Source organism: Salinibacillus aidingensis (assembly GCF_039522525.1).
Lineage (GTDB): Bacteria > Bacillota > Bacilli > Bacillales > Alkalibacillaceae > Salinibacillus > Salinibacillus aidingensis.
In genome coordinates this window covers 503,578-524,771 of record NZ_BAAADO010000001.1, presented here as the reverse complement: position 1 = coordinate 524,771, position 21,194 = coordinate 503,578, and the positions used below count along the sequence as shown (strand labels likewise).

Genomic DNA, 21,194 nt, shown 5'->3' with positions numbered 1-21,194 from the left:
CAAGTTATTTGCAGAAATTCCAGCAGCAGTGGCATCAACGTCAGAAATTTTTTGAACTGGCAACAAAATATGGTAAAATAAATCATTATAGCATTAAAGAGAGGAATCAGGATATGAAGAAACAGGTGGAGCATTTAACACAATGGTTGCAGAATCAGGTGAAAGAGGCAGGCGTTAATGGCCTGTTGGTAGGTATTAGTGGGGGAATTGATTCCGCTGTCGTAGCTCACTTGATTAAGCGTGCTTTTCCAGATGATTCACTAGGGGTTATTATGCCGTGTAAAAGTCATTCTGATGATCAGAAAGCAGCTGAAAAAGTAGTGGAAAGTTCAGGAATTAAGAGTATGACCATCGATCTGACCGAGACACATGAGGTTCTCTTTTCAACTGTTCAAAGCCAATTAAACGAGGCCAACGAATGGAATGAAGCTCAGGATCGTCTTGCAGATGCAAATTTAAGAGCCCGACTTCGAATGAGTACATTATATACGTTGGCTACAAATTATGGCTATTTAGTTACGGGTACAGACAATGCCGCAGAATGGTATACCGGCTATTTTACAAAATTTGGTGACGGTGGTGTTGATCTCGTCCCACTTCTTCACTTTACAAAAGGCGAAGTACGTGAACTTGCCAAAGAGCTTGGAGTACCTGATGAAATTATTCACAAAGCTCCAAGTGCCGGATTATGGGAAGGTCAGACCGATGAAAACGAAATGGGTACCACTTATGCCAAAATAGATCAGTATATACAGGGAGAACCCGTCCCGGAGCAGGATAGGAATACGATCGAAAATATGCATAAGCGAACAGCTCATAAACGTGAGCTGCCAAAATCCCCGCCAAAATTTTAGGAAATTCAGTCATGCAGTGAGTAAAAAGCACCTCCTTTTTGCACAATAAGAAGGAAAAGGAGGTGCTTTTTCTGGTGAAAAGAGTCCTATTTCTTATTTTAATGACAGGCGTCATGTTTTTAGCAGCATGTGGAGGAAACCAGGAAGAAAACGCTCAAAATAACACCATGAATACACAGCCGATGCAATACCGCAGTAATGATACAACTCAGCAGAACGATCCAAAGAGACAGGATAGTGTACGTGAATATACCAATATAGATGCACCTGACCGTAATATGAAGAAGGCAGATAATGAGACCTCGAAACGGTTAAAAGAGGAAATTATGAAGGTGGATGGAGTTAACCAGGCAGAAGTCGTATTCGAGGATGACCGTTTGGTTGTGGCTCTTGATATCGTAAACCGCCAAAGAGCCAATCCTGTTATCCCGAATCGCGTGCGTGATATTATTGAAAGATATGAACTGGATGACAAAAATGTTTCGGTTTACACTGACGAAGCTTATTTCAACCGCGTAAGAAATATGCTGACAAGACCATAAACTGGCTAATTAAGAAGCAGAGTCCCGGCACTCTGCTTCTTTTTCGATTTTAAGGAATATGATATAGTATTAATGAAAGTATGCATGAAGTGGAGAGGTGAGATGAACAATGGCTGGTCATTCAAAATGGAAAAATATTCAACGTAGAAAGAATGCACAGGATGCTAAAAAAGGTAAAATCTTTATGAAATATGCCAAGGATTTATACGTTGCAGCTAAAGAAGGTGGGGGAGACCCGGAAACCAACCCAAATCTTCGTACCGTGATTGAAAAAGCAAAGGCTAATAATATGCCGAATGATAATATAGATCGTGCGATTAAAAAAGCAACAGGTGGACTTGATGGTGTTCATTATGAGGAAACTGTCTATGAAGGCTACGGTCCTGGCGGTATTGCTGTTATGGTTGAGGTTCTGACCGATAATAAAAATCGTACCGCATCAGAAGTCCGTCATGCTTTTTCTAAAAATGGTGGAAATTTAGGGGAAAATGGCTGTGTTTCCTTTATGTTTGATCGGAAGGGATACCTGGTGGTCGACCGAAGTGAACATGATGTTGATGAGGACGATCTTATGATGGATGTACTGGAAGCTGGAGGAGACGAAATGGAAACTTCTGAGGAAGCCTTTGAAATTTATACAGATGCTGAGGCCTTTACAGAGGTTAGAGATACATTGCTGGAAAAAGGCTATCAATTTGATACAGCAGAAGTCACCATGTTTCCACAAACCACATCGGCCGTGTCTGAGGATCAGCAGCATAAAATGAATAAATTAATTGATATGCTTGAAGACAGTGAAGATGTTCAGGATATCTATCATAATATGGACGCTTAATATCTATAAATCCTAAGAAAATGATTAAAAGCTCTATTTCTGGAAAAAATGGAAATAGAGCTTTTTTCATTTTCCAGTAACTGATGTAACCATTAATGGTTAGCATCAGATATATTTTATGAAGAAGGGGTGATGGACATGAAATGGAAAAGTTCCATATTCCCTATGGTTGTATGTTTATTATTTTTCTTTACATTAAATGGATTAGCCGCCTCTGGCACAAGTGAAAACGTTACTTCTGCAGGTAAGCAGGAGAGTGCCGAAGAGAAGAAAGCCTGGGAGCAGGAACCTTTGGAACTGGAAGTCGTGTTAAAAAGAAAGTATCTTGATGGAAACATAGAAAAAGAAGTGAAAAATGAAACCATCTGGTCACTTCAGGATTTTTGGGCAAATTATAAAACGTGGAATCTTCAAAAACAACAGGAGGGGCGTGTTGTTTTCGAAAAAGAGATTGAAGATTTGTCACCAGAAGTTAAGAAGAATGGCTACTTTGGGTTAAATGAGGATAATGTCCTCTCTATTTTTAATGGGAAGCCTGAGAATAGTGAAGTGATTAAAGCGTTTTACCAAATTGATGTAGAGAAATTGGAAAGCTTTCGTAAAGACGAATTAAAATCCGGAATCAAAGTAGATAAGAAATCAACCTTTCAAACGGTTATTCAGACATACAAGGAATATGCAAGTTCAGAGCCTGTTGATGATTCGGTTGACTCATGAGATTTCAGATCTCCTGGGTCAGCCTTTTTGAACGTGTAGGAACAGCCACTGGAATCAGAGTTTTCCTTCTTTAATAAGCAATAATTATGATAAAATAAGAGGAGGCGTTTAGTATAGAGAGAAGGGAAAATAACGATGATTGCTTTTTTAGAGGGAAAAATTGATGCAATAGATGAAAGCTCGGTTTTTGTCGTTGTGAATGGTTTAGGTTACGAAGTGGTTTGTGCAAACCCCTTTCAGTTCCAGCATCTGCAAAATGAATTTGTCCGCATTTATACATATCATTATATACGGGAAGATCAACAGATATTATATGGGTTTAAACAATATGAAGAAAAGCAATTGTTTGCTAAACTATTGAATGTTTCAGGTATTGGACCAAAAGGAGCTCTGAGTATTTTAGCATCAACAAGTGTTCACGATATTGCTGTAGCTATTGAACAAGAGGATGAAAAGCTCCTGACACAATTTCCCGGCGTAGGTAAAAAAACAGCCAGACAAATGATTTTGGACTTAAAAGGAAAAGTGGCTGAATGGATGAATGGTTCGGCAGACATACCTCAAAATGCAAATGCCAAGGGCGAAGATAAACCATCAGATTCCAACCAGGAGGTATTAAATGAAGCCCTGGAAGCATTAAAAGCATTAGGGTATTCGGATCGGGAAATTAAGCGAATCACACCGCAATTAAGACAGTCAGACAGCACAACCATCGATGAGTATGTAAAAACCGGCTTATCGTTAATGGTACAGAAGAATTCGTAATTAAAGGAATAAGGAGAGGTCAATTTTATGGAGGAACGGATGATTTCCGGGGAACTTCAGGAGGAAGATTCATCAATTGAGTACAGCTTAAGACCTGAGACGTTAAGTCAATATATTGGCCAGGAAAAAATTAAAGAAAATTTAAGTATATTTATTGAAGCGGCTAAGTTACGGGATGAGGCTTTGGACCATGTTTTGCTTTATGGCCCGCCTGGTTTAGGGAAAACCACACTGGCTACCATTATTGCGAATGAAATGGGGGTGCAATTTCGTACTACCTCAGGTCCTGCGATTGAGAAAGCGGGAGATTTAGCAGCCATCTTAACCTCACTTGAGCCTGGGGATGTTCTCTTTATTGATGAGATCCATCGACTTCCCCGCTCCGTAGAAGAGGTGTTATACCCTGCGATGGAGGATTTTTGCCTGGACATTGTTTTAGGGCAGGGATCAAGTGCCAGGTCTGTCCGGCTTGACTTACCCCCCTTTACTCTGGTTGGAGCGACGACAAGAGCAGGGCTTCTGACAGCTCCATTAAGAGATCGGTTTGGCGTTTTAAGCCGCCTGGATTTTTACGAAACCAAGGATTTGCGAAATATTGTAGAACGAACTGCAGATATTTTTCACATCGGTATCGAATATGATGCGGCAACAGAAGTAGCCAGACGTTCAAGAGGTACACCGCGAATTGCCAACCGTCTGCTGAAGAGGGTCCGTGATATTGCTCAGGTTAGCGGTGAATCCACCATTTCGATGGAAACGACGAAAAAGGCCCTGAAAATGCTGCAAGTGGATGAACAAGGTCTCGACCACATTGATCATAAGCTATTATTAGGCATTATCGATCATTTCCAGGGCGGGCCTGTTGGTCTGGACACGATTTCAGCTACGATTGGTGAGGAATCCCAGACCATTGAAGATGTATATGAGCCATTTTTACTGCAAATTGGATTTATCCAGCGTACTCCAAGAGGACGAGTTGTGACGCCAAATGCTTACCATCATTTCAATCGGGAGGTTCCTGGTGTTGAATGATTTTGGGAAAATAATGATTGTGATTGGCATTGTTTTCGTGGTGATTGGCTTGATTTGGAATCTGATTGGGAAGCTTCCAGGTGATATTACCTTTAAAAAAGGCAATGTGACCTTTTCCTTTCCCATTATGACTTCCATCGTTGTCAGCATTGTTCTATCTCTCATCTTTTATATTATAAGTAAATTTCGTTAGAGGAGTTTGAATACATCATGAAAGTAGAAGACTTTGATTTTGATTTACCAGAATCTCTTATCGCCCAGACACCATTGGAAAACCGGGCAGAGTCCAGATTAATGGTTTTGAATCGTGAAAAACAGAGTATGGAGCATCGTCATTTTTACAATATTACAGAATATCTGAATCCAGGTGATTGTCTGGTATTAAATAATACAAAGGTGTTACCTGCACGTCTGTTTGGTACGAAAAAGGATACAGGGGCAAAGATTGAATTATTATTGCTGCACCAGATCGAAGGAGATCAATGGGAGGTTTTGTTGAAGCCGGCCAAAAAGATCAAAGAAGGGACCACCGTGGAGTTTGGAAATGGCCTTATGTCCTGCGTCTGCAAGGAAAAGAAGGAGCATGGCGGAGCGGTTGTTCAATTTCATTATGAGGGTATTTTTTACGAGCAGCTGGACAAGCTTGGCGAAATGCCTCTTCCGCCATATATTAAGGAACAGCTTGATAACCAGGACCGGTATCAGACGGTTTATGCAAAAGAGAAAGGCTCTGCAGCCGCACCCACAGCAGGTCTGCATTTCACGAAGGAATTGCTGGATGATATTGAAAAGCGCGGCATACATATTGCCTATGTGACTTTACATGTAGGGCTGGGTACATTCCGTCCTGTAAGTGTGGAGGATATTGAGAATCATGACATGCATGCCGAGTTTTACCATATGGATGAAAAAACGGCGGCGCTTCTGAATAAGGTTAAGCAGGAAGGAAATCGAGTGATCACGGTTGGAACAACATCTACTCGCACGTTAGAAACGATAGCCAGGGATCAGGATGGGGATTTTAAAGCCCAATCAGGCTGGACAGATATTTTCATTTATCCCCCCTACCAATTCCGTGCGGTCGATGCATTAATTACAAATTTCCATTTGCCAAAGTCAACGCTAATTATGATGATCAGTGCCTTTGCAGGTCGGGAATTTATTTTAAATGCCTATAAAGAAGCGGTAAATGAGCAATATCGGTTCTTCAGCTTTGGGGATGCGATGTACATCGAATAAACATAGGAGTGTATTGAATGGCAATCAAATATGAACTAATTAAAGAAGATAAACAGACTGGAGCACGTTTAGGACGGGTGACGACCCCGCATGGATCCTTTGAAACTCCTGTATTTATGCCGGTTGGGACGCTGGCAACAGTAAAAACGATGAGTCCAGAGGAATTGAAGGAAATGGGTGCTAATATCATTCTTTCCAATACGTATCACTTGTGGCTGCGTCCTGGAGAGGATATTATTAAGGAAGCTGGAGGTCTCCATTCGTTTATGAATTGGGATGGTTCCATCCTTACAGATTCGGGCGGTTTTCAGGTGTTCAGCCTCAGTGATATGAGGGATATAACAGAGGAAGGCGTACATTTTCGAAATCATTTAAGCGGAGAAAAGCTTTTCCTGTCTCCGGAAAAAGCGATGGAAATTCAAAATGCTTTAGGTTCAGATATTATGATGGCCTTTGATGAATGTCCGCCATATCCAGCTGAATATGATTATATGAAGGCGTCAGTGGAACGGACGAGCCGGTGGGCTGAAAAGTGTCTTAGAGCTCACAAGCGTCCTGATGAACAAGGTCTGTTTGGAATTGTACAGGGCGGGGAATATGAGGATTTACGGCGGCAAAGTGCCAAAGATTTAGTATCGCTTGATTTACCAGGATATGCGATTGGTGGCTTGTCGGTTGGTGAACCGAAGCATGTTATGAATGAAGTGCTATCTTATACGGCACCACTGTTACCAAAAAATAAACCGAGATATTTAATGGGGGTAGGATCACCTGATTCTCTTATTGACGGTGTGATAAGAGGGGTTGATATGTTTGATTGTGTGTTACCTACCCGAATTGCCCGTAATGGAACATGTATGACCTCCAATGGACGTCTTGTTGTGCGCAATGCGAAATTTGCCAGAGACTTTTCACCGATTGATGAACATTGTGACTGTTATACATGCCGTAATTATTCAAGAGCCTACATTCGTCATCTGGTCAAAACCAATGAAACTTTTGGATTTAGACTTACTACTTATCATAATCTATATTTTTTGGTAAAATTGATGGGACAAGTACGTCAAGCAATTAAAGATGATTGTCTTGGGGACTTTCGCGAACAATTTTTTGAACAATATGGTTTTAACAAGCCAAATGCCAAAAACTTCTAAGCCGAAAGGGGTGAAACAAACATGGAACCATTAATTATGCTTGTATTGTTCTTCGTTATCTTTTATTTCCTTTTAATTCGTCCACAGCAGAAACGACAAAAGAAAGTACAGGAAATGCAAAATAACTTACAAAAAGAAGATAAGATTGTTACCATTGGCGGAATGCATGGAACGATTCATGCATTGGATGAAGGTACTATTGTTGTAAGAGTGGATGATGGTACAAAGCTTACATATGATCGTTCAGCAGTTCGTGAAGTAGTAAGCAGTGAAGAAAAAGAAAATAACGAATAAAGAAAAAAGAGGATGGACCATAACTGGATGGCATCCTCTTTTTTATGTGCGCTTCCGCCTTTGTTTCATTCCTGATTTCCCTGAAAGTTGACTCCTGTAATGCCTCCTAAGATGGCGGCGGTTAAAAAGAGGCCGTGATAAAGCCATTGCTGTCCATCAAATAGCTGGTTGTAGGCTAAGAACTGATAAAGAAAGATAAATAGACTATAGCCTAATCCGGTTAGTGCTCCTAACATCCAGCCCTTTTCTTTTCCCTTAATACCAGCAAAAATTCCACCTGCAAAAACATATACAATACCTAATCCGAATGTCAGCCAATGCAGGGTTGATTCTCCCATTTCCGAAAAGCGTATGATTAACGCGAGAATAAAGCTGCTTACCAGCATCAATAGGAAAATGGTAATCCACCCATACAGTAAGGCCGTAAATCTTCTCATTACCATTTTACACTCCCCCTTGTTTGTCCACTTATTAAATGATTGTATTCATGAATATTTAAAATAGAATGAAAATATTTTGTATAAGGACAAGAATATATATAGATTTAAGGAATGATTTTCAGGAAGTAAATGTTCCAATTGTCAGAAAAGGGAAAAAGGAGAAATGGTATGGATGCTATATTTTCAATTGCGATATTTTTGATCAGTTATCTTTTTATCATTTTAGAAAAGGTTAACCGTGCATTGGTTGCTTTGACAGGTGGCATATTAATGCTGTGTGCAGGCCTGTTCACGTGGGATGATGCCTTTACGTCCTACATTGACTGGCACACAATTTCGCTGCTATTTTCCATGATGGTCCTTGTTTCCATCACGCAAAAGACAGGGTTTTTTGAATATATTGCTTTATTGCTGGCACAGAGGGTACAGGGGGAGCCTGTGAAACTGCTAATGGTGGTAGCCGTTCTTACAGCTTTGGGTTCCGCTTTATTGGATAATGTGACAACGGTATTATTATTTGTTCCTGTTATTCTGAATTTGACTTCTATGTTGGCACAACCCGCATTTCCTTATCTGGTTACGATTATTTTCAGCTCAAATATTGGGGGTACTGCCACGTTAATCGGGGATCCGCCAAACATTATGATTGGTCAAGCTGTTGAGCATTTAACGTTTGTATCCTTTTTAACCAACCTTGCACCGATTGTCATCATTATTTTTATAGGTACACTATTTTTAATGGTGATGCTGTTTCGAAAATCATTACTGTCAAATCCTGAAAACATCAGGAAGGTTCAACAGCTAAATCCGGAAGAATATTTAGTGAAATCCCCCCTGTTATATAAATCATTATCTGTGATGTCCTTAACTGTGGTGGGCTTTTTGCTTCATCCCATTTTACATGTGGATTTAACGACGATTGCTGTCAGTGGCGCTTTATTATTACTCCTGCTTACGGATCAGGACTTAAATGCAGAAGTGGTTTTTAAGGAAGTGGAATGGCTGACCTTATTTTTCTTTATGGGATTGTTTATTTTGGTTGGAGGGTTGCAGGCAACAGGTGTCATTGACGAAATATCGAAAGGCATTATCGATATAACAGAAGGGGATTTGCCCACAACCGCCTTACTGATCTTATGGATCGCCGGTTTATTTTCAGGGGTAGTTGATAATATTCCATTTGTTGCAGCTACCATTCCTGTAATAGAAGAGTTCAAAGATTTTGGGATGCTTAATTTGGATCCATTATGGTGGGCCTTAGCTTTGGGTGCCTGCCTGGGTGGAAATGGATCATTAGTAGGTGCATCGGCCAATGTCGTTGTTGCAGGAATCGCAGCCAGCTATGGGAAAGGAATTTCCTTTCTCCGTTTTATGAAGTATGGAGTCCCAATTGTTCTGTTTTCCCTGGTTATTGCAACCATTTATTTATTCTTGCGCTATCTTCTCCCTTATTTACATGGATCTATTGTATAAATAGCTGCATGATATCAAAACATAAAGGAAGTGTTATGTAAAGGGATGTGGGAAGTGTGGAATCTTTAGGAATTGTTGTGCTTAGAACCATAGGGATGTACTTTGTGATTTTTATTATTTTACGCTCCATGGGAAAAAGAGAACTTGCCGAGATTAGCATTTTTGATTTAGTCATTTTCGTGATGCTGGCTGAAATGGCCGTTATTTCGATAGAGGATTTAGAAAAAGGATTTTTTTCAAGTATCTTACCAATGATTATTCTGCTCATTATTCAAAGGATCTCTGCCAGGATTTCGTTAAAAAGTCAGAAAGTCAGGGAGCTTCTTGACGGAAAACCATCCATAATTATTCAAAATGGGAAAATTGATGAAAAAGAAATGAAATACCAGCGTTACAATATGGATGATTTGCTTATTAATCTCCATGAAAAGGGGATTCAGCTCGTTCAGGATGTGGAACTGGCCATTCTGGAGCCAAACGGCAAGCTATCGGTTTTTGAGAAAAAAGATAATCCTGTAAAAATTTATTCACCACTAATCTCGGATGGAATTATCCAGCACCATGTTCTGGAACAGATGGGGAAGGATGAGAAATGGTTAAGGGAGAAATTAAAGGAATCAGGTTATCATGAATTAGATTCCATATCCTACTGTTCGTTGAATAAAGATGGAACGCTTCACATTGATGAATCAAACCTTGATAAGTAGTCAAACAGCTTTTTAATGTGAACAATCCTGTGCAGCAATAACCCCGTACTGATAAACAGTACGGGGTTTATTTTGAATTTATTGATTTTTTAAGTCCGCAGGCAATGTTACTCTCATCTGCAAAATTTACCACTAAACTCGAAAGATTTTTCATTTATTTAAGCTTATTGAAAACAGGTAGCTGAGCTAATTCATCCTTTGTGATAAAGCGGAAAATAAATAACAGAATGATATAGAATACAGCTAAGATGATAAGAACTATGAATAGGGGAAGCAAATTCTGCTCTGCACCTGGGAATAGATTGTAAAGCATGTTTCCCATGTAATAGGTAATAAGAAGCAGACTCATCATCTTAACAATATCGCCAAATGGAAGTCTGAATTGAATATGTTTGAATAAAACAGCAAAATGTAAAAGAGTGACAAGGATTACTCCTACGATGATAGCCAGGACAACGCCCATGATTCCAAACTGCGGCTGTGAAGCCAGAATGATCAGCGTAGACAGCTTCACAACAGAGCCGATAATGCTGTTGTACATTGCCTGTTTGGCCAGATCCAAGGCCTGCAGAGCAGCCTGAAGCGGTGCCTGAAAGTATAACAGAATAAAGAACGGTGCCATTAATGTTACAAATCGACTAGCATCAGGATCATTGTACATAAAAGCAAGTATTGGTTTGGCGAAAATAAAGAGAATGATGGTTGCAAATGCGCCTGATGCAAAGGATAGCCGAATGGACTGGTGAATTCTGAAGTGAATCAGCTTTACTTGATTTTTGGCATCAGCTTCACTAATTGATGGAACAAGAGCAGTTGATAAGGATGTTGTAATGAACGTTGGCAGAAACAGCAATGGGAGCACATAACCAGTTAACTCTCCATATAATTTAGTGCTTTGAGTGACGGTATAACCAGCAATGGCCAGGCTTTGTGACACGAGAATCGGCTCGAGGAAGTGTGAAAGTCTTCCAACAATGCCACTGCCTGTTGTCGGGAGCGCAATTGACATTAATTCTCTTAAAGTTCCTTTGGCTTTTTGCAGAGATTGTCCAATGTTTCGTCTTAATTTGATTCGCTTTTTATTTTTAAATTGATAAATGATGAACATCAAAGAACAAAATTCGCCTATGATGACTGAAATCATGGCTCCACTGGCAGCGAATTCAACGCCGTATGGCAATAATAGCTTGGTCAAAAAAGCCACAAGTGTTATACGTACAATTTGTTCAATCACCTGGGAAATGGCCTGAGGCTTCATATTCTGCAGTCCCTGAAAATAGCCTCGCAGCACAGCTGATATCGCTACAATAGGTATAATAGGACTGATAGCGAGTAAAGGATATAAGGTTCGATGATCAGTTAACAGGTATTGGGCTACAACTGGTGATATGAGAATAAATATAATGGTAAATATTGTGCTTAGTATAAAGGTTAATGAAAAAGAGACGAGTAAAATCTTTTTTATTTTTTGCCGATCCCCATTAGCATCAGCTTCTGCAACTCTTTTAGAAATGGCCACAGGTAAACCGAAATGGGTAATGGTTATAACCAGAAATAGAGTAGGTAGGGCCATCATATAGAGACCCACGCCTTCTTCACCCATAATTCGTGCAACAACGATACGATTAATAAATCCTAAAAACCTTGTTATTAATCCAGCAATGATTAACACAAGAGTACCCTGTATGAATGTTTGTTTTGCCATATGTTTGCCCTGCCTTCTCAAAAATGTAAAAATCATATACAATGAATGTATATGCATGAAGGGTGGTCAAGCATGACAAGCCCGATGAAGCTTTTCGGTTTTATCATGATGCGTGAACATACGATATTTAACCATAACCAGTTCGTGGTGGTAATGAAGCCGTGGGGCAAAATTTTGGCTTAATGGTATAAATGAGCATAAACGCTATACACACGATTAAATTAGGGGGCAGGTTTATGAAAGAGGTCAGAAATGTAAAGGAATGGCGGCCTTTTGTCACACCCGTATTAACGAGTAAAGTTGATGAACTTCATGTATTAGGTTATGACAAAGCAACGGAACAGCAGGTGTGGGATTGCCTGGAAAAGAAAGTTTGGAAAAAAGAAGTCGAAAAAAGACTGTATGAGATCGTCCAGGATATTCTTCATTTAGATTCAGGTGTTTTTATGAGCTATTTAGCTCGGGAAATTTATCAGGAACGAAATGATGATTTAATGGCACAGATTGAGGCACTAACTGGAAAAGGAAATGCAGAATAGTCATTTATTTGTACATAATCATAGTTTTGTTTTTAGGTGTAATAGAAGGAGGAGCACGACACCATGGTAAAAAAAGGTAGAATTATTGCTTTTTTCCTGATCACATTTATACTGGCAGGAGTGATCGGGACAACGACAACAGATATTTCAAAAGGCATTCCATTGGGGCTTGATCTGCAGGGTGGATTTGAAATTTTATATGAAGTTGAACCTGTAGATGAAGACCAGAATATAACTGGTGATGATTTAAAAGCCACAGTAAAGGCGCTGCGTGAAAGGGTCGACGTACTCGGGATTAGTGAAACTCAAATCGATATTGAAGGGGATAACCGGATACGTGTTCAATTAGCTGGCATTCAGGATCAGACTGAAGCTCGTGAGCTGCTATCCACACAGGCACGCTTATCCTTTCGTGGTGTGAATGATAAAGAGTTTTTAGATGGCTCTAATGTGGTGGAGCAGAGTGCGAAACAGGATTTCCACCCAAGAACGAAACAGCCGATTGTTACCCTGGAAATGAAAAGTGCTGAAAGAGTTAAAGAGGTCACAACCAAGCTTTATGAACGGGGTGCCCCTAACGATAAACTAGTCATCTGGATGGATTATGAGGAAGGGGATTCTTATAAAGAAGAGGCCAAAAAAGAGGATCCAAAATATATCTCAGCACCAGGCTTATCAGAAGGTCCCATTAACAGTAAGAATATCATGATCACAGGTGAATTTACCGTTGATGAAGCACAAAGGCTTGCGGATATTATTAATGCCGGCTCCTTGCCTGTGAATATGACAGAACTATATTCAGTTTCTGTAGGTGCGCAATTCGGGGAGCAATCATTGGATAAGACCATTCTTGCCAGTGCAATTGGCGTTGGTTTAATTTTCCTATATATGATTGGCTATTACCGATTCCCAGGTGTAGTGTCTGTGATTACCATTAGTGCTTACATCTTCTTAATCTTACTCATTTTTAATCTTATGAATGGGGTTTTAACGCTTCCGGGACTGGCAGCATTAGTACTCGGAGTTGGTATGGCTGTCGATGCAAATATTATTACCTTTGAGCGGATTAAAGAGGAGTTGAAAGCCGGAAAAAGTATGCTGTCGGCGTATCGTTCCGGGAATAAACAATCCCTATCAGCCATTTTTGACGCCAATATTACAACATTAATCGCCGCGGCTGTATTATTCATGTATGGTACAAGCTCTGTAAAAGGGTTTGCGACCATGTTAATTGTAAGTATTTTAGTCAGCTTTATTACGGCCGTGTATGGAACCCGTTTGTTAATGGGGCTTTGGGTGAACAGTAAAGCCTTGAATAAACGACCGGGATGGTTTGGTGTTAAGAATGATGAAATAAAAGATATTAAAAAAGGTGAGGAAGTTGAACCGAGATTCCTCGGCAGGTTCTTTGATATTGTAAAACACCGGAAGAAATTCATTATGGCTTCAACCATATTAGTCGTAATAGGGATTATATTCCTTGCTGCTTTCCGGTTAAACCTGGGGATTGATTTCACTCATGGTTCCCGTATACAGGTGCTTGCCGATCAAACGATAACCGTTGAAGAAGTCGAAAATGGATTTGATGAATTAGGACTTGAACCTGTGGAATATACACGGGCTGGTGACCAGAACGAAATTGTAATGGTTCGTTTTGATTCGGTATTGTCTGAGGATACCATTGCAGATGTAAAAGCTCATTTTAATGATAAGTATGGAAATGAACCAAGTGTAAGTACCGTATCACCTGAGGTTAGTCAGGAGCTGGCCCAGAATGCCGTACTCGCTGTCTTATTTGCATCCATCGGAATTATTATTTATGTCACCATAAGATTTGAGTTTTTCTTTGCGATTACAGCAATTATTGCATTGCTCCATGATGCTTTCTTTGTACTCGCGCTGTTTAGCATCTTCCAGCTGGAATTTGATATTACCATCATTGCAGCCATTCTGACCATTGTGGGTTACTCAATCAATGATACGATTGTCACCTTTGACCGGATCAGAGAGAATTTGCGTTTGAAGAGACGAGTCAGGTCCTTTAAAGAGCTGGCGACTGTCGTTAATAAGAGTTTAATGCAAACCCTGACCCGAAGTGTAAATACTACAATTACAACCATGGCCGCTGCACTGATGCTGCTAATCTTCGGTGCAACAGCGATTACAAACTTCTCCTTTGCCCTTGTAGTCGGGTTACTTGTCGGAATGTATTCCTCCCTATTCCTTGCTGCCCAAATCTGGCTTGTATGGAGAGGGAAAATGCTTGATAAGAAGCCTATTCAATTTGAAAAGAAAAAACAAACCGGCGGCCCGCAGGTATAAAGAAAAGCGGAGGCGACCGTTTAGGTCCGACAGCATAAGCAGAATACACGGAGTGACACAGTTTTTGTCACGCAGTGGATTCCGCTTATGACTGCCTGGACCTGGGAGCCGCAGCTGGACATAGAAAAGCGGAAGGGCCTTGGTTAGCCCCGGTCGTATAAGCAAACCTCATGGAGTGGCGCTTTTTGCCACGTAATGAGGTTTGCTTATATCGACTAGGGGCTAGGCCCTGCAGCTGGACATAGAAAAGCGGAGGCGACTCGAGCCGCAAAGCACTATGAGCTGATATTTTTGCGTTCAAATAAACCCTTGTCCAATTGATTCGGACAAGGGTTTATATTATGTATGAACGGGGAAAAACAATAACAGTCTAATATATGAGGTGAACATGAATGAAAGCACAAACTTCTATTATACTTGCCATCATTTTTGCATTACTTGTTGCAACTTTTGCTGTTATTAATGTAAATGCTGTCCCTGTTAATTTTCTGTTTTTTACGAGAGAGGCCCCTTTAATTCTAATCATTTTAATTTCTGTTTTAATGGGAAGTATGATTACGGCATCTTTCGGATTCGTAAAAATTTACCAGTTGCAGAGAACCATTAGACAGTTGAAACAGGAGAAGCAGGAAAATACAGCTTATGGTGAACAGGAACTATTGGACTCTAATGAAGAAAGCAATGAAGATGAGGCAGACACGAACCATTCAAAACAATAGCAAGGAAAAATTCAATTTGCTACCCCTGACAACCTCTAGTATAATAGGTTCGTTAGGGGTGAATTTATGATTGATAGTAAAGCACAATGGCAGGTCATTGAAGAACAGAATGATGATGGTGTCATTGACTTACCTATATCAGACTTTACAAAGGATCTTTTAAAGAATAGAGGCATTAAGGATACAAATACAGCAAAAAGATTTTTATCACCTACCTTAGAGGATCTCCATGATCCCTTTTTATTTTCAGATATGAATAAAGCGATAGAAAGAATTGAAAATGCTATACTGAACAATGAAAACATATTGGTTTTTGGAGATTATGATGCAGATGGTGTAACCTCTACGACGGTTTTAGTGGAAGCCTTAAGAGAAAAAGGAGCGATTGTGGATTTTTACATACCCAACCGTTTCACAGAAGGCTATGGACCGAACGAAGAAGCCTTTCGTCAGGCAAAAGAAGCCAATGTTTCCGTAATCATTACTGTTGATACAGGAATCGCTGCGGTTCATGAAGCAAATATAGCGAAAGAGCTTGGCATGGATTTGATCATTACAGACCACCATGAAGCACAGGAGGAATTACCTGAAGCAGTGGCCACGATTCATCCAAAAGTGTCCGACACTTATCCCTTTGATGAACTGGCGGGAGTTGGAGTTGCCTTCAAGCTTGCCCATGCACTATTAGGTAAGCTTCCTCGGCATTTTTTAGAGCTTGCGGCCATCGGAACAATAGCGGATCTTGTTCCGTTGCAAAATGAAAATCGTGTTCTTGTTCATTATGGTCTTAAAGCGTTAACTTCTTCCACGCGACCCGGAATTAAGATGTTAAAAGAAGTATGTGGAATCGAAGGGAATGTAACAGAAGAGAATGTTGGTTTTGGGATTGGTCCGCGATTAAATGCTGTTGGCCGCTTACAGGATGCGAAACTTGCCGTAGACTTATTGCTGGAGCAGGATCTGGACGTTGCGCGGGAATTAGCTGAGGAAGTGCAAAACCTCAACCAGCAACGGCAGCAATTAGTGTCTGATATCACAAAGGAAGCAGAAAAGATGATTGAAGAGAGTCAGTTTCATGAGGACTCTGTTGTTGTTTTAGCCGGTGAAGGTTGGAATCCCGGTGTTTTGGGAATTGTGGCCTCTCGTCTCGTTCAGTCCTATTCAAAACCGGCCATCGTACTCGGTATAGACCATGATCAAAAGCAGGCAAAGGGATCCGCCAGAAGTATTGAGACCTTTAACCTTTTTGAAAATTGCATGGAAATAAAGGATCGTTTTATCAGTTTTGGTGGACATGCCCAGGCAGCTGGCATGACGGTTTCACTGGATGACATATCACTGCTTCGTCAGGATCTTAATGAATTAGCCAATCAAAAACTGTCCAGTGAGGATTTTCAGCCCGTACTAAGGATCGATAAGCAACTGGATATGGAGGATATCAGCCTTGAATTTATTCAGGAAATAGAGAAGCTGGCTCCATTTGGAATGGGCAATCCCAAACCTCTTTTTCAACTTGCGGAACATGACGCAAGTGAAATTCGTTTAATTGGATCCAAACAGAATCATTTGAAAATGAATTTTCAGAAGGATACAAAGTCCATCGACGCAGTTGGCTTTGGTATGGGGCACCTTTATCCGGGAATTTCCCCACATGCGAAAATGTCCATTGTAGGAGAACTGGGCATTAATGAATGGAATGGACGTAAAAAGCTCCAGATTATGATGAAGGATTTAAGCATCAAAGAATGGCAGTTGTTTGACTTTAGAGGCTCCAGGCATTTGCAGAAGCAGATTCAGGGGCTGGACACAGAAAAACATGTTGCCCTTTACTTTGATTCTTCAACTGAGATTGAAGATTGGATGGATGATCAATTACAAGTTATCCATATTGATCAATGGAAAAATCTCTCATCTGAAGATGTGTCCCATTTATGGTTTGTTGATCTTCCTCTATCTTTGGAACAGTTGTCAAATGTTTTAAATGAAGTGAAGCCAAAAAACATTTATGCGTATTTTAAGATGAATGAAGAAAACTACTTTAGTCAAATTCCCAACAGGGATCATTTTAAATGGTTTTATGGGATGATGATGAAAAGGGGAAGGCTGAATCTGGATAAAGATAGAGCTGCACTTGCCCGGTCACGCGGCTGGTCCTTAAATTTTGTGGACTTTATGATAAAAGTGTTTTTAGAGCTGCAATTTGTTAAAATGGAGGATAGAGAACTCATATATGTGACGAAACCGGCAAAAAAAGATTTAACAGAATCAGCAACCTATCAGCTAAAGATGAACCAAATTGAGGTTGAAAAGACACTCTATTATTCAACTTATATTGAACTGAAAAAGTGGTTGAACTCAAAGATGGGGGAAGGCCGCTTGAAGGAGGAAGTTGTACATGGATTATAAGAAATATATTACGGTTGTAAACGATTGGCCTAAGGAAGGAATCGAATTTAAAGATATCACCACTTTAATGGATAATGGGAAAGCATTTAAATCAGCCGTTGATGAAATCGTTGACTATGCAGATCGATTAAATATTGATGTGGTTGTTGGCCCTGAGGCACGCGGATTTATTATAGGCTGTCCTGTTTCCTATGCGCTTGAAGTGGGATTTGCACCGGTGCGTAAAGAAGGGAAACTTCCACGCGAGGTTATAAAGGTGGATTATGGTCTTGAATATGGAAAGGACGTTTTGACCATTCATAAAGATGCCATAAAACCGGGACAAAGAGTTCTGATTACGGACGACCTGCTGGCCACAGGTGGAACGATTGAAGCAACGATAAATCTCGTTGAGCAATTGGGCGGAGTTGTCGTTGGCTGTGCATTTTTAATCGAGCTCTCCTATTTACACGGCCGGGATAAGTTGCAGGGCTATGATGTCCTGACATTAATGGAATATTAGGGAAGAGTGCTCAGACAGAGTACTCTTCTTTAACTTGTTTTAAGGTTTTTGCTTTACAAAGTGTACGATATCAATAATAATGTATAAAACATCAAAAATTTTATTTTTTTGAAATATAAGGTGATTTCATGTCTACTGATAAGTTATTAAAAGCAGACGAAGTGATTAAAGGCGCTTCTGAATATATGTCCGAAATGGATGTTGAATTTGTCCGGCATGCCTACCAGTTTGCTGAGAATGCTCACAAAGAGCAGTTTCGCAAATCCGGGGAACCCTATATTCATCATCCGATTCAGGTTGCAGGTATCTTAGTTGAACTGGAAATGGATGTAGATACGGTTTCTTGCGGCTTCCTCCATGATGTAGTCGAGGATACGGATGTGACCATTGAAGACCTGGAAAATGAGTTTAATGCAGAAGTGGCTATGCTTGTTGACGGTGTCACAAAATTAGGGAAAATTAAATATAAATCAAAAGAAGCACAGCAGGCTGAAAATCACCGGAAAATGTTCGTAGCTATGGCGAAGGATATTCGAGTGATTTTAATCAAACTTGCCGATCGTCTTCATAATATGCGTACACTTAAGCATTTACCACCACAGAAGCAACGGAGAATCGCTAATGAGACGCTGGAAGTTTTTGCGCCAATTGCTCATCGATTAGGCATATCTACCATTAAATGGGAGCTGGAGGATACCGCATTACGTTATCTCAATCCACAGCAGTACTATCGGATTGTGAACCTGATGAAGCAAAAACGTAATGAGCGGGAATATTACATTCACGATGTCGTGGATGAAATACAGGAACAGTTAAAAGATGTACAAATAGAGGCGGAAATTTCCGGGCGCCCCAAGCACTTATATAGTATTTATCGAAAAATGGTTATGCAAAATAAACAGTTTAATGAGATTTATGACTTATTAGCTGTACGTGTCATTGTAAACAGCATAAAGGACTGCTATGCTGTTCTGGGGATTATTCATACCTGCTGGAAGCCGATGCCGGGGCGTTTTAAAGATTATATTGCCATGCCAAAACCGAATTTATATCAATCCCTTCACACCACAGTCATTGGACCAAAAGGGGATCCTTTGGAAGTTCAGATACGAACGAAAGACATGCATGATATTGCCGAATATGGGATTGCCGCTCATTGGGCTTATAAGGAGGAAAAGCAACCGGATAAACCCAAACGCTCCTTTGAAGATAAGTTAACATGGTTCAGAGAAATTCTCGAATGGCAGAATGATACACATGATGCCGAAGAATTTATGGAAACCCTGAAGATGGATTTATTTTCAGACATGGTTTATGTATTCACCCCAAAAGGCGATGTAATTGAGTTGCCTTCAGGTTCTGTCCCTATTGATTTTGCTTATCGCATTCATACGGAAATAGGGAATAAAACCATTGGTTCCAAGGTGAATGGCAAAATGGAGCCGCTTGATTATAAGCTGAAGACCGGCGACATCGTTGAAATTATGACCTCGAAGCATTCTTATGGTCCGTCAAGGGATTGGCTGACCATCACGAAGACATCACAGGCGAAGAATAAAATTAAACAATTCTTCAAGCGACAGCAAAGAGATGAAAACATCGCTAAAGGGAAAGAACAGGTTGAAAAGGAACTCCACAATCTGAATGTCAATTTAAAAGACGTTCTTACTCAGGAAAACCTGCGTAAAGTCGGGGAAAAATTCAACTTTAATAATGAAGAAGATATGTATGCTGCGGTTGGATATCAGGGAATTACCGCTGCTCAAATAGCCAATCGTTTAGCTGATAAAGTGCGGGAGCAAAAGAAAACTCAGGATTTTGAAGAAGCATTGGAAGAGGTTAAACAGGAGGTAGGGACTCAAAAGAAGCATAAAGCGGATTCAGGCGTTAAAGTAAAAGGAGTCGATAATCTATTAATCCGCCTTTCCAAATGCTGCAACCCTGTCCCTGGTGATGAAATTGTCGGGTACATTACCAAGGGGAGAGGTGTATCTGTTCACCGCGCTGACTGCCCGAATGTAAAAACCGAAGAAATTCAAGGAAGACTGCTGGAGGTAGAGTGGGAAGGTGCTGGTGAAAACAGCAAACAATTCAGTGTGGATATCGAGATTACAGGCTACGATCGCCACGGTCTGTTAAATGAAGTATTACAAGTGATTAATGAAACGAAAACAAGTATAACGGCTGTGACTGGTAAATCTGACCAGAAGCAAATGGCAACCATTAATATTACCATTATGATTCACAATATTAGTCACCTGCGAAAAATTGTGGACAGGATAAAACAAATTCATGATGTTTATACTGTACGGAGAAAGATTCAGTAAGGAGATTAATGATGAAAGCTGTTATTCAAAAAGTCAATCAGGCAAATGTAAAAGTAGATGAAGAAATAACCGGACAAATTGAGAATGGACTTGTGGTCCTCCTGGGTGTAACCCATGAGGATGATGAATCAGATTGTGAATATATTGCGGATAAATGTGTGAACCTGCGAATTTTCGAGGACGAAAATGAGAAAATGAACCTGTCTTTAAAGGATGTTAAAGGGTCCGTATTATCTATCTCTCAGTTCACATTATACGGAGATACCAGAAAAGGTAGAAGACCTAATTTTATGAAAGCAGCAAAGCCTGAGCCGGCTGAACAGTTGTATAATAAGTTTAATGCTCTTGTTGAATCTAAAGGTATTCCTGTAGAAACCGGTGAGTTTGGAGCAATGATGGATGTCAGCTTAACGAATGAGGGGCCTGTGACATTGATTATCGACAGTGATGACCGTAAATAAGCAGGAACATATAAAAGTAGCTTAATGAGCATCGAATTGGCTTGCAATTCGATGCTCATTTTTTTCGTAAATATTATAGAAATGTGGAGATAGTAAAGGGTAAAAGGATGGTGGAAAACATGCAGCCTTTTACTCACTACAAATTAAACGAAACCCAAAAA

21 protein-coding genes are annotated in these 21,194 nt (G+C 40.2%); 19 read left to right on the top strand and 2 right to left on the bottom strand.

All coding sequences use genetic code 11. The annotated features are described in order from the left end of the window. The first annotated feature begins 113 nt into the window (after positions 1–113). From nadE to yajC, 10 genes are all read left to right on the top strand, one after another. A complete protein-coding gene (gene nadE / locus ABD006_RS02795) occupies positions 114–854 on the top strand; it encodes an NAD(+) synthase (RefSeq protein ID WP_343837764.1) in 741 nt (246 codons plus the stop codon). Between the two features lie 74 nt (positions 855–928). Next, positions 929–1,396, top strand: a complete 468-nt coding sequence (locus ABD006_RS02790; protein ID WP_343837279.1) for a YhcN/YlaJ family sporulation lipoprotein — start codon at positions 929–931, stop codon at positions 1,394–1,396. Positions 1,397–1,505: 109 nt separating this feature from the next. Beyond that, a complete protein-coding gene (locus ABD006_RS02785; protein WP_343837277.1) occupies positions 1,506–2,231 on the top strand; it encodes a YebC/PmpR family DNA-binding transcriptional regulator in 726 nt (241 codons plus the stop codon). A 138-nt stretch (positions 2,232–2,369) separates the two neighbouring features. Next, positions 2,370–2,948 (top strand): BofC C-terminal domain-containing protein, encoded by a 579-nt coding sequence (locus ABD006_RS02780; protein WP_343837275.1) that lies wholly within the window; start codon positions 2,370–2,372, stop codon positions 2,946–2,948. A 135-nt stretch (positions 2,949–3,083) separates the two neighbouring features. Continuing rightward, on the top strand, positions 3,084–3,713 hold the full coding sequence (gene ruvA, locus ABD006_RS02775) for a Holliday junction branch migration protein RuvA (protein ID WP_343837272.1): 630 nt from the start codon (positions 3,084–3,086) through the stop codon (positions 3,711–3,713). A gap of 27 nt (positions 3,714–3,740) precedes the next feature. Beyond that, the gene (ruvB, locus tag ABD006_RS02770; protein ID WP_343837270.1) at positions 3,741–4,745 is read left to right on the top strand and encodes a Holliday junction branch migration DNA helicase RuvB; all 1,005 of its coding nucleotides are present in this window, start codon (positions 3,741–3,743) and stop codon (positions 4,743–4,745) included. After that, positions 4,738–4,938 carry a DUF2905 domain-containing protein gene (locus tag ABD006_RS02765; protein WP_343837267.1) on the top strand — a complete coding sequence of 67 codons (201 nt, stop codon included), beginning with the start codon at positions 4,738–4,740 and terminating at the stop codon, positions 4,936–4,938. The genes ruvB and ABD006_RS02765 overlap by 8 nt, the downstream gene beginning before the upstream one ends. A 17-nt stretch (positions 4,939–4,955) precedes the next feature. After that, positions 4,956–5,984 carry a tRNA preQ1(34) S-adenosylmethionine ribosyltransferase-isomerase QueA gene (gene queA / locus ABD006_RS02760; RefSeq protein WP_343837265.1) on the top strand — a complete coding sequence of 343 codons (1,029 nt, stop codon included), beginning with the start codon at positions 4,956–4,958 and terminating at the stop codon, positions 5,982–5,984. A gap of 17 nt (positions 5,985–6,001) precedes the next feature. After that, positions 6,002–7,138, top strand: a complete 1,137-nt coding sequence (gene tgt, locus ABD006_RS02755; protein WP_343837262.1) for a tRNA guanosine(34) transglycosylase Tgt — start codon at positions 6,002–6,004, stop codon at positions 7,136–7,138. A gap of 21 nt (positions 7,139–7,159) precedes the next feature. Further along, positions 7,160–7,432 carry a preprotein translocase subunit YajC gene (gene yajC, locus ABD006_RS02750; RefSeq protein WP_343837259.1) on the top strand — a complete coding sequence of 91 codons (273 nt, stop codon included), beginning with the start codon at positions 7,160–7,162 and terminating at the stop codon, positions 7,430–7,432. Between the two features lie 65 nt (positions 7,433–7,497). On the opposite strand, the gene ABD006_RS02745 is transcribed toward yajC, so the two are convergent. After that, the gene (locus tag ABD006_RS02745; protein WP_044158336.1) at positions 7,498–7,875 is read right to left on the bottom strand and encodes a TIGR04086 family membrane protein; all 378 of its coding nucleotides are present in this window, start codon (positions 7,873–7,875) and stop codon (positions 7,498–7,500) included. Between the two features lie 165 nt (positions 7,876–8,040). Between ABD006_RS02745 and ABD006_RS02740 the strand changes: the two genes are divergently transcribed. Together ABD006_RS02740 and ABD006_RS02735 are read left to right on the top strand one after the other, a co-directional pair. Continuing rightward, positions 8,041–9,345, top strand: coding sequence for an ArsB/NhaD family transporter (locus ABD006_RS02740; protein WP_343837257.1), 1,305 nt, complete (start codon positions 8,041–8,043; stop codon positions 9,343–9,345). A gap of 56 nt (positions 9,346–9,401) precedes the next feature. Further along, entirely contained in the window at positions 9,402–10,052 is a 651-nt protein-coding gene (locus ABD006_RS02735; RefSeq protein ID WP_425542176.1) for a DUF421 domain-containing protein, read from the top strand. A 154-nt stretch (positions 10,053–10,206) separates the two neighbouring features. Here ABD006_RS02735 and spoVB read toward each other — a convergent pair whose 3' ends face one another. Next, positions 10,207–11,757 carry a stage V sporulation protein B gene (gene spoVB / locus ABD006_RS02730; protein WP_343837255.1) on the bottom strand — a complete coding sequence of 517 codons (1,551 nt, stop codon included), beginning with the start codon at positions 11,755–11,757 and terminating at the stop codon, positions 10,207–10,209. A 236-nt stretch (positions 11,758–11,993) separates the two neighbouring features. On the opposite strand from spoVB, the gene ABD006_RS02725 reads away from it, so the two are divergent. From ABD006_RS02725 to dtd, 7 genes are all read left to right on the top strand, one after another. Then, positions 11,994–12,296 carry a post-transcriptional regulator gene (locus ABD006_RS02725; protein WP_343837253.1) on the top strand — a complete coding sequence of 101 codons (303 nt, stop codon included), beginning with the start codon at positions 11,994–11,996 and terminating at the stop codon, positions 12,294–12,296. Positions 12,297–12,359: 63 nt separating this feature from the next. After that, positions 12,360–14,618: a protein translocase subunit SecDF gene (gene secDF / locus ABD006_RS02720; RefSeq protein WP_343837251.1), complete on the top strand. Its 2,259-nt coding sequence runs from the start codon at positions 12,360–12,362 to the stop codon at positions 14,616–14,618. 392 nt (positions 14,619–15,010) lie between these two features. Then, the gene (locus tag ABD006_RS02715) at positions 15,011–15,337 is read left to right on the top strand and encodes a LapA family protein (RefSeq protein ID WP_343837249.1); all 327 of its coding nucleotides are present in this window, start codon (positions 15,011–15,013) and stop codon (positions 15,335–15,337) included. Between the two features lie 66 nt (positions 15,338–15,403). Beyond that, positions 15,404–17,743 (top strand): single-stranded-DNA-specific exonuclease RecJ, encoded by a 2,340-nt coding sequence (gene recJ / locus ABD006_RS02710; RefSeq protein ID WP_343837247.1) that lies wholly within the window; start codon positions 15,404–15,406, stop codon positions 17,741–17,743. Further along, positions 17,733–18,245 carry an adenine phosphoribosyltransferase gene (locus tag ABD006_RS02705; RefSeq protein WP_343837244.1) on the top strand — a complete coding sequence of 171 codons (513 nt, stop codon included), beginning with the start codon at positions 17,733–17,735 and terminating at the stop codon, positions 18,243–18,245. Before recJ ends, ABD006_RS02705 begins: the two co-directional genes overlap by 11 nt. A 128-nt stretch (positions 18,246–18,373) precedes the next feature. Then, on the top strand, positions 18,374–20,572 hold the full coding sequence (locus ABD006_RS02700; protein WP_343837241.1) for a RelA/SpoT family protein: 2,199 nt from the start codon (positions 18,374–18,376) through the stop codon (positions 20,570–20,572). Between the two features lie 11 nt (positions 20,573–20,583). Continuing rightward, on the top strand, positions 20,584–21,033 hold the full coding sequence (gene dtd, locus ABD006_RS02695) for a D-aminoacyl-tRNA deacylase (protein WP_343837239.1): 450 nt from the start codon (positions 20,584–20,586) through the stop codon (positions 21,031–21,033). Positions 21,034–21,194: the final 161 nt, after the last annotated feature.